10 protein-coding genes and 3 pseudogenes are annotated in these 8,209 nt (G+C 35.6%); 2 read left to right on the top strand and 11 right to left on the bottom strand.

The genetic code is table 11. The features are described from left to right. Nucleotides 1–51: 51 nt before the first annotated feature. The 4 genes and pseudogenes from DW159_RS13490 to DW159_RS13475 form a co-directional block, all read right to left on the bottom strand. Nucleotides 52–663: a hypothetical protein gene (locus DW159_RS13490; RefSeq protein WP_147323117.1), complete on the bottom strand. Its 612-nt coding sequence runs from the start codon at nt 661–663 to the stop codon at nt 52–54. Between the two features lie 39 nt (nt 664–702). After that, a pseudogene (locus DW159_RS13485) lies at nt 703–1,022 on the bottom strand (type II toxin-antitoxin system RelE/ParE family toxin). After that, entirely contained in the window at nt 1,022–1,324 is a 303-nt protein-coding gene (locus DW159_RS13480) for a type II toxin-antitoxin system RelB/DinJ family antitoxin (RefSeq protein ID WP_015553867.1), read from the bottom strand. Before DW159_RS13480 ends, DW159_RS13485 begins: the two are co-directional and overlap by 1 nt. A 68-nt stretch (nt 1,325–1,392) precedes the next feature. Beyond that, nucleotides 1,393–1,614 (bottom strand): annotated as a pseudogene (locus DW159_RS13475) (tyrosine-type recombinase/integrase); the annotation flags it as partial. A gap of 49 nt (nt 1,615–1,663) precedes the next feature. On the opposite strand from DW159_RS13475, the pseudogene DW159_RS13470 reads away from it, so the two are divergent. Beyond that, a pseudogene (locus tag DW159_RS13470) lies at nt 1,664–1,867 on the top strand (IS66 family transposase); the annotation flags it as partial. A gap of 191 nt (nt 1,868–2,058) precedes the next feature. Here DW159_RS13470 and DW159_RS13465 read toward each other — a convergent pair. Beyond that, nucleotides 2,059–2,730: a GDSL-type esterase/lipase family protein gene (locus tag DW159_RS13465; RefSeq protein WP_117551444.1), complete on the bottom strand. Its 672-nt coding sequence runs from the start codon at nt 2,728–2,730 to the stop codon at nt 2,059–2,061. Continuing rightward, nucleotides 2,723–4,096, bottom strand: a complete 1,374-nt coding sequence (locus tag DW159_RS13460; RefSeq protein ID WP_117551442.1) for an MATE family efflux transporter — start codon at nt 4,094–4,096, stop codon at nt 2,723–2,725. Before DW159_RS13460 ends, DW159_RS13465 begins: the two co-directional genes overlap by 8 nt. Before the next feature lie 129 nt (nt 4,097–4,225). Between DW159_RS13460 and DW159_RS13455 the strand changes: the two genes are divergently transcribed. Further along, the gene (locus tag DW159_RS13455; RefSeq protein ID WP_117551440.1) at nt 4,226–5,068 is read left to right on the top strand and encodes a LysR family transcriptional regulator; all 843 of its coding nucleotides are present in this window, start codon (nt 4,226–4,228) and stop codon (nt 5,066–5,068) included. 93 nt (nt 5,069–5,161) lie between these two features. Here the strand turns inward: DW159_RS13455 and DW159_RS13450 are convergent, their stop codons facing one another. From DW159_RS13450 to DW159_RS13435, 5 genes are all read right to left on the bottom strand, one after another. Further along, nucleotides 5,162–5,563 carry a hypothetical protein gene (locus DW159_RS13450; RefSeq protein WP_117551438.1) on the bottom strand — a complete coding sequence of 134 codons (402 nt, stop codon included), beginning with the start codon at nt 5,561–5,563 and terminating at the stop codon, nt 5,162–5,164. Between the two features lie 100 nt (nt 5,564–5,663). After that, the gene (locus DW159_RS13670; protein ID WP_158547617.1) at nt 5,664–5,840 is read right to left on the bottom strand and encodes a hypothetical protein; all 177 of its coding nucleotides are present in this window, start codon (nt 5,838–5,840) and stop codon (nt 5,664–5,666) included. 81 nt (nt 5,841–5,921) lie between these two features. Next, nucleotides 5,922–6,440 (bottom strand): DUF6144 family protein, encoded by a 519-nt coding sequence (locus DW159_RS13445; protein ID WP_117551436.1) that lies wholly within the window; start codon nt 6,438–6,440, stop codon nt 5,922–5,924. A 39-nt stretch (nt 6,441–6,479) separates the two neighbouring features. Next, complete coding sequence (locus DW159_RS13440; RefSeq protein ID WP_117551434.1) at nt 6,480–7,343, bottom strand: AraC family transcriptional regulator; 864 nt, start codon at nt 7,341–7,343, stop codon at nt 6,480–6,482. Nucleotides 7,344–7,550: 207 nt separating this feature from the next. Next, nucleotides 7,551–8,099, bottom strand: a complete 549-nt coding sequence (locus DW159_RS13435) for a hypothetical protein (RefSeq protein ID WP_117551432.1) — start codon at nt 8,097–8,099, stop codon at nt 7,551–7,553. Nucleotides 8,100–8,209 lie beyond the last annotated feature (110 nt).

Raw genomic sequence — 8,209 nt, 5'->3', positions numbered from 1 at the left:
TTCATTTCTTTCCCTCACAAATTCCGATTTCTCAGTTTCAAAAACTGGAATTTATAGATATCCATTATCCGCAACATAACGCATATTAGACCTATTTAGCATCCAAGTCTTGTCCTTAGCACCCTTTTTATAATCAGCTATTTGTTGCTTGTCGAATTCGCTTAATTGTTCCATAAATTCATTTATTCGATACATTACCTTTTCTTCCCCAAGAACATCTACAAGGAAATCAAAAAACACATTGTATTCTTTGAACTTTTCTTCGAGAAGGTACTGGCACGCAGCAGTGAAATCTTTATCAAATCTATCAGACAAATCGACAGCTGTTGTTTGTAGTTCTGTTTCAAAATATTTCATTACCTCATCAAACTTACTTTCATTTGAAATATCATACCAATATTCCTTATTATTTTCAAAACTTTTACTTGCTACAACACTATATGCTGTTGATGCAGCACCGTATTTTTTGTATGAAACCCGAAAATCAACATTTATCTCAATATTATTATCATCATTCCATTTTGATGAAAAAAACAAAACTTCAAATACAATCTGACCAATCGTTTTCTTTAATGATCTTCTGCTCTTCAAATACTTATATCCTGTAGTCTCCGATAGTTTACTTATAAACAATGCTATTGTATCATTTACTTTCTCGCTCATCATTTCTCCCTTCCTACAACTTCAAATAAACGCGTGCTTTTATAGCTCGCCTCTCAAACGTGCTTCTATATCAGATGCCATGTATAACACATCCGTTACAATTACCCTTTCGTCACGGATTGTGTAAAACACTGAATAATTATCGACGAGCATTCTACGCAACTCCATCTCTTTTCCGGCTCAGAATCCATAATCCTAAATCGTTCCGGGAAAGTGTCTAATGTAAGTATTTCATCAGCAATGCGATTATATTGCCCCATTGCATTATCCGGAGCAAGCAAATCTATAGCAATATAATTGTATATATCTTCCATATCCTGCAAAGCTTCTTTTGTAATCTCTACCTTATATTGCTTCATTAATGCCTCTCTCTAAATGCCACAAACGCACTAGCTGCATCCTCAACATTTCCTTTCTCTATATCGGCATATCCTTTTTCTAACTTTTGATGAATCTGTGTAACAGACATCATATCTGCATTCACTGAATTAGCTGCTTTGGGTAATACAATAGAAAAGGGAATTCCTCCTACTAATGATATTTGTTTTAAATACATATCTATAGCAGTAGCCATTGGTATCCCTAATTGTGCCAATACACTTTCTGCATTTTCTTTTACATCTGGATTTACTCTTATATTTAATGTTGCTGTTTTTCCCATAGAATACACCTCCATCTTTCTTTTATTGTAACGTCTTTTGCGTTACAGTCAATCTATGAAATATATTTTCAATGCGATAGCTTCACATTGTTTTGATTAACCATTGCATATCTGAGCGTTGTATATATTTGCTCATGTCCCAGAATTTTCTGTACCTGTTCAATCGGCATACCTTTCTCAATTGCTCTGGTGGCCATAGTCCTTCTGACCTTATGTGGGTGTACCTTTTCTACACCTAACTTCTTCCCCATTTCTCGTAATCGTAACTCCACACCGCTTTCAGTAAGTCTAGTCAAGTTGGAATGCGCTGATTATCAGAATGACCTTGATTCGTGAAGCAGTTATTCAATTAACCAGGAAAAATATCTCAGAAGATTTGTGGATGACGGAGAGATTCCGATAGATAATAATGCCGCAGAACAAAGTATCAGAAGTTTCTGTATCGGCAAAAAGAACTGGGTAATGTGTGACACTAAGAACAATGATTTCTGCGAGAAGCTTCTGCCCTGGTCAGCTGAACTCCCTGCAGAATGCAGGAAATAATACAGAAATAAAGCCGCTCAGACGAGCGGCTAATTATAGTGGGGGTACCCACAGTGGAGCGTTTACCACATTTCTATGACTCACGCCTTTCTCTGCACTTATTTACTTTATTGTGAACTCTGCAAAAAAGTTCCGATTTACAGTTCCAATTCGCTACGCACTGCGTATCCTTTTAGAACTTGCATTATACCTTATAGATACTGCTTAAGATTCTCTAAAACACATCTATACGCATTTGCATACATATGTACGCCTTCTATCGTATACTCCTCTTTTAAATTTCCATTTACATCTGTCAATCCATTATTCACATCAATATACGTATAGCCCAATTTATCGGCCAGTTTTTTGACTTCTTCATTAGCTATCGGTATATTTGTATTATTTCGATTTTTAAACGTTGTTCTGTCCCATTCCCCCTCTGGCAACGGAGCATCCTCTTTAACAGGATAATATGCCATCATATACACCTGTGTTTCCGGCAATTTTTCTTTAATTTGCATCAGAATCTTCTCATAATTTGTTATGGTATGTGTAAGTGCTTCCTCAAAAGAAATCGACGGATTACTAATATCATTTGTTCCAATATTAATAAAAATCTTAGACGGCTCTGTGCCAAACACCTGAACATCCATGTTTTCTAACATATCATCTGTTGTGAACCCGCCAACTCCGCGGTTGTAAATAATACAATCCATTTTCTCAGTCATTAACAATTCATTTATCGGAAATTGTTCCATCAACGATGACCCTGTAAAAAGGATTTGTCCCTTTACAACCACTTCATTTAAAATACGATATTTATCAATTTTTTCTTTCCGATCCTTCTCATAAAACTCCTGAATCGCATCTAACTTACTCATAATTTTCCTCCTTCATTCTCTTTAACTCCGGCATCACAATCGCCAGCATTGTAATAAAACACAAACTTCCTCCAATTACATTTGATATCGGTTCTGCTACAAACACACCTCTTGTTCCCATGTGAAATGTATATGGAAACAAATATGTTAATGGAACAACTATAAATACTTTTCTAAGTAATGAAAAGAAGATTGCCTGTTTCTTTTTATTTAATGATTTAAATACCGTCTGTCCAATATATTGCAGATCCATAAATATAAATGCTGCAAAATACAACTTCAATGCTTCTACTGCATCTACCAGTAGTTCTTTATCCGAACTGAAAATTCCGATTAAAAATTCCGGTGCAAAAATGATCACACTCCACATGATTGCCGTATAAATAAGAATCATGCAAGTCATTACTCTAATTGCTTTTCTAACACGCTTGGGACGCTGTGCTCCACAATTGTAGCTTAAAATTGGAGAAGTTCCTTCATTCATAGCATAAATCGGTGTTTCTACCATCTGCCGGATGCTTGATACAATTGTCATCACTGATATATAAACATCTCCTCCGATACCTGCCAGCACACTGTTGCAGCATATTGTTACTAAACTATTTGTCAGCTGCATAATAAATCCTGCACTACCAAGACTCACGATATTTTTTGCATCTGCTCCACATACTTTCCATTCTGCCTTGGAGAGCATTCGAACTTTTAGCTCCGATTTCTTTCTTAAAAAATAAAATACATATGCTGCTGATAAAGTCTGTGAAATAATCGTTGCAATTGCAGCTCCTTTTATTCCTAAATGCAATCCAAATATAAATAATGGATCCAAAATTAAGTTGGCAACTGCTCCAATTGTTACAGACAGCATGCCTGATGTAGCATAACCTTGTGCATTAATAAATGGATTCATTCCTGTTGCGATCATGGATGGCACTGTTCCTATCAGATAAATCATCATATATGAATACGCATAAGATAACCCTTCCTCTGATGCACCAAATAATACCAGTATCGGACTTGCAAACAACATGCCGATTACCATCAATACCACTCCACAAATGCACATCATTGAAAATGATGTATTCATAATTGTTTCAGCTTTTTTTGTATTTCCTTTTCCTCTATTAATGGAAAATAAAGGGGCACCGCCACTTCCGAACAAGTTGCTGAATGCTGTGATAATCACAATAATTGGAAAGCATAAGCCCACCGCTCCAAGTGCTGTTGTTCCGACTTCTGGAATTCTGGCAATGTAAATTCGATCCACGATATTATACAAAAGACTCAATATCTGTGCCACCAGCATCGGTAATGCCGCGCCTAAAATATTTCCTGTAATTGTTCCGTGTTCAAAATCAATTCGTTTCATGCTCTCATTCCTTTTTTGCTTTCTTTCCCTTGACTCCAAGTATAACACGAATTAAAATATATAAAAAATATTGTTTTTATACAATAATGTAACAATATTTATATATCTTTTTCAATAGGAGAAAATCATATGGAGATCAAACAATTAGAATACTTTCGTGCAATTGTAGACGAGGGAAATGTCAGTGCTGCCGCCAGAGCTCTGCACATGACACAACCACCATTAAGCTACCAGATGAAAATGCTGGAAGAAGAATTACAAGTACAGCTTTTTATCAGAGGTACAAAAAGAATTACTCTAACCGAAGCCGGTAAAGTGCTCTATGCCAGAGCCACCAGTCTGCTTACTATGACGGATATCACCAAACGTGAAGTAATTAAGGCAAGCCAGTCTGCCACTCTCCATATTGGTCTGACACCTTCCAGTGTTTCCATTATGTCTGATTACTTAGTTCGATTTGCTTCAAAATATCCTGATATTCACTTTGATATACATGAAGGTTCTACATTTGCTTTAAAAAATGAATTAGAAAATGGCCTGGTAGATATTACAATACTTAGAACACCGATTGTATTAAACGAATGCAACACCAGCGTTTTATTACAGGAGAATTTAGTAGCAATGGCAATCCCTGGCTTTTTTGATATTGGATATACAAATATTTCATTAAAAGAACTATCACAAAAATCCTTGATACTTTCTCATCGCTATCGCAAATATATTATATCTGCTTTTGAAGATAATGGATTAACTTGTGACATATACTGCGAATGTGAAGATGCCAGAACCGCCATAACTTTGGCCGAACATGGTTTAGGGGTTGCCATCCTCCCTTCTTCCATGAGAGAACTCAAGCCCTGTCTTCATGCCTATTCTATTAAGGATACGAACCTCTCGACAGAAATTCTCCTTGCCTGGAGAGATGAGCGAATTCCGGTTGAGGTAGAAAAATTTTTATCTGAATTAAAATAGCACTCCCAGGGACGTTCCTTTTGGCACGAGGAGTGTCCCTGTGGCATGTTATAAGTAAGACAGGGAACGCTCATTGTGACAAAAGGAACGTCCCTAAATCTCATACTGTTCAAGCATAGTCGGCGCCATATCCATGAATACAAAAAACTCTTCTGGCAACGTGCAAAGTTCTCGGCTTATAAAATCTTCCGCATTAATATACTTATGATCATTTTCCGGATTGTAACATTTCTCGTGATTCGCCAAAATAACTATTCCCTTAAAACTCTTCTCAATCTCATAAACAGCCTCTCCCGGTACATCATAATTTAGGATAGCGACATGTAATCTATCCTTTGCATCAAGACTGTCAGCAATATAAAATTCATCACAAAATGGCAACTTATTCTCGACAGCAAAATTAATTGTATGCTGGAGATATTCCCTTAAAATCTCTCTGTCCAGCTTATACTTAAAGCACGAAAAAATTTTTTTCATTTTATTAAATAAACCCATATATCAAATCTGCTCCTTCCTATAGTTTCAAGCCCTAAATCATTGATTTTGGGTCTTTTTCTTTAAACAGTCACCTCACAACAAGTGCTAAAGATAACTTTTAGGAACTTCCCTCTGCCGTTGTTACAAGGTAATATCCTTCATATTTATTTTCCGCCAGTTTCTCCGGTACCCGGATAATATCAATATATGCTGTCTGCTTCGCAGGATGAGATTCCTCCTGTAATACCTGTTCAAACGGTCGGACATAATCCATCTTTCTCTTTGTCTGAAGCATTCCAAATCCCACCTGTCATGTGTCCTTCTACACTTGATTTTTCATTCTGACAAACTATGTGACAAACTGAAATTTGTCTGTCTATACATAATCTGATATTTCAAATACACATTCAGAAGCTCCATTGACAATTGTATCAACAATAGTAACTGTTACACTCTTTTCAAAAACCTCAGAGAACAATCGCATATACCAACCAGCAGAACATTCACAATACTTTTTATTCATATTCTCAACTTTTTTAGGTATATTACAATAACATTTTTTGTATACAGCAATAATCTTTCCATCAAAAATATGTAAGTTCCTTCCGCCAATATCTGCTTCATTCAGAAGATTCAAAAATTCTGCTATATCGTTAGATTTAGCGTATAATTTTTTTGCTATTTTTATAGCATTGGTTGACAAGCAGCACCCACCACATTTTCGCATAGTATCAGTCATATATATCTTCATACTCTCAGTGGTATTTAAAAGCTCATTAATATATCTTACCTGCTTAAGCGGTGTTGCATTTTCATCAATAATTCCAATCTCCGAACAAACCGCAAATGCATTTTCAGAATCCATATTATCTACTATTCTTTTGGCCTTATTCATATCATATCCTCGCAAGAATTTAACTAATTATTCTAAAATCTACTGTTCTTTTGATTTCACCGGCATCCAAATTTCGCAATAATAATTCTCATCCTGATTTCCTTTCGGATAATCACAAGGTGCGGTGTAGTATTCTATATTATACATTCCTGCAATTTCATAATCACTATTCCCAGGAAGCCATTCCTTAAAAATCTCTGTATTCACTTTTTGTAACGCTTCCGGCATAGATCCTTTACATGGAAATACTGCCCATGTATTTTCAGGAATAACTACCGTTTCAAATTCTTCCGGTATGTCTTTTGAAGGGATATAATCATCAGCAATCATGTACTTGAAGAATCCTTCCGGTGCTCCATCATCTAAACAGATTCCATACATACCACAAATATACTTACCATTTCCCTTTTCATAATGCTCTGTCCAAAATTGTGGGCATTCTTTATACCCTTCTTCATTTTTAATAATTTTGGCACTTCCGACAACAGTAAATGCCGGTTTTTTAACAATTTTACATTCCATTTCAAATCCACCTTTCATAGATACATGTATTTTTAGAGGAAGGTAGTTTTTGAGTTCACCGTCTCCGGACTTCGCCTGTGCAGGCGTAATACCGTGAAATCTGGTGAAGGCTTTCGTAAAGCTGTCTGGAGAATCATAGCCATATTTCATTGCTACATCTATAACCTTAACACCATCTGTTTGCAAATCTCTGCCGGCAAGTGATAATCTTCTATTTCTTATATATTCGGATACCGTAATTCCACAAAGAATCGAAAACCCTTTTTGAAAATAAAATGGCGAAAGATTAATCTTTGCAGCAATTTTTTCCAGAGTAAGTTCATCTGTAAGATGTCCTTCAATATATTTGATTGATGAAGTGATATCTTCCAACCAGCTCATGCTTATTTACTCCTTCCTACAAAACACATCTTATCTCCAAAGCATATTTTTGTCCCGACATATTTTGCTCTCTTTTGTCCAATTACACAACTATCGCAGATATAATCACAAGGCATTCCTTTACATAAACAATTAGTAAAAATCAAATTCGTCTCTCGGTTAAACACACCAGCTTACTGGAATTTATCGCAATATTTCATTCTTGGATTATACTCGCTTATAGATAATTGGTTCATCGTATCCAAAAGTCCGCTTTCCGTTAACTTCCATAATTTCAGATACTTCCAAACAACTATCAGAAAACTTTTCCCAAAGCTTAAATGTCATTACCGGTGAAAACTGACTTGTGCTGCCTCCCTCCCAGATGCCATCATTTTCATGATAAAGTGCAGGAGTAAACTTTTTAGATTTTTTCAGTTCACTATAATCAACATTTTTCATAGAATCATATGAGAATGTATTTTTGTCTTCTCCTTCTGGAATCTCATAGGAGGAAAGTAAAATTCCATCTTCATTTTCTGTAATAAGGAAAAGGTGCGGAGATGCATGACGGTTACCATTTGTCTCATAGTAGCTTTCTTCAACAACAAATTTACCATTAAAATCTTTAGGAAGGTTTAAAATTTTCTCATTACAGATTGTATTAATGTGTTCTGCATAAGGATATGTTTTCCCTTCTCTCTGCATATTATCAAACTGCTCTTTGTTATTAAAGTGTCCCGTCATCATATTAATAAAATTATCGAGCTTCATCATGCTTTTTACCTCCAAATTCCGATTTAACTTTCCATCAATTTAATTGCTTCATCAACAGATACACATGTAGCAAATCTCTTTGGCCACATCATATCATTGTAATATTTATA

It is taken from the genome of Coprococcus sp. AM14-16 (assembly GCF_003434675.1).
GTDB classification, from domain to species: Bacteria; Bacillota; Clostridia; order Lachnospirales; family Lachnospiraceae; genus Coprococcus; species Coprococcus aceti.
This window is presented reverse-complemented; position numbering and strand designations above follow the sequence as displayed.

Coding starts and splice junctions, on each gene's coding strand:
- DW159_RS13490 (WP_147323117.1), bottom strand. CDS start 663: ATGAGCGAGAAAGTAAATGATACAATAGCATTGTTTATAAGTAAACTA.
- DW159_RS13480 (WP_015553867.1), bottom strand. CDS start 1,324: ATGGGAAAAACAGCAACATTAAATATAAGAGTAAATCCAGATGTAAAA.
- DW159_RS13465 (WP_117551444.1), bottom strand. CDS start 2,730: ATGAGTAAGTTAGATGCGATTCAGGAGTTTTATGAGAAGGATCGGAAA.
- DW159_RS13460 (WP_117551442.1), bottom strand. CDS start 4,096: ATGAAACGAATTGATTTTGAACACGGAACAATTACAGGAAATATTTTA.
- DW159_RS13455 (WP_117551440.1), top strand. CDS start 4,226: ATGGAGATCAAACAATTAGAATACTTTCGTGCAATTGTAGACGAGGGA.
- DW159_RS13450 (WP_117551438.1), bottom strand. CDS start 5,563: ATGGGTTTATTTAATAAAATGAAAAAAATTTTTTCGTGCTTTAAGTAT.
- DW159_RS13670 (WP_158547617.1), bottom strand. CDS start 5,840: ATGCTTCAGACAAAGAGAAAGATGGATTATGTCCGACCGTTTGAACAG.
- DW159_RS13445 (WP_117551436.1), bottom strand. CDS start 6,440: ATGAATAAGGCCAAAAGAATAGTAGATAATATGGATTCTGAAAATGCA.
- DW159_RS13440 (WP_117551434.1), bottom strand. CDS start 7,343: ATGAGCTGGTTGGAAGATATCACTTCATCAATCAAATATATTGAAGGA.
- DW159_RS13435 (WP_117551432.1), bottom strand. CDS start 8,099: ATGATGAAGCTCGATAATTTTATTAATATGATGACGGGACACTTTAAT.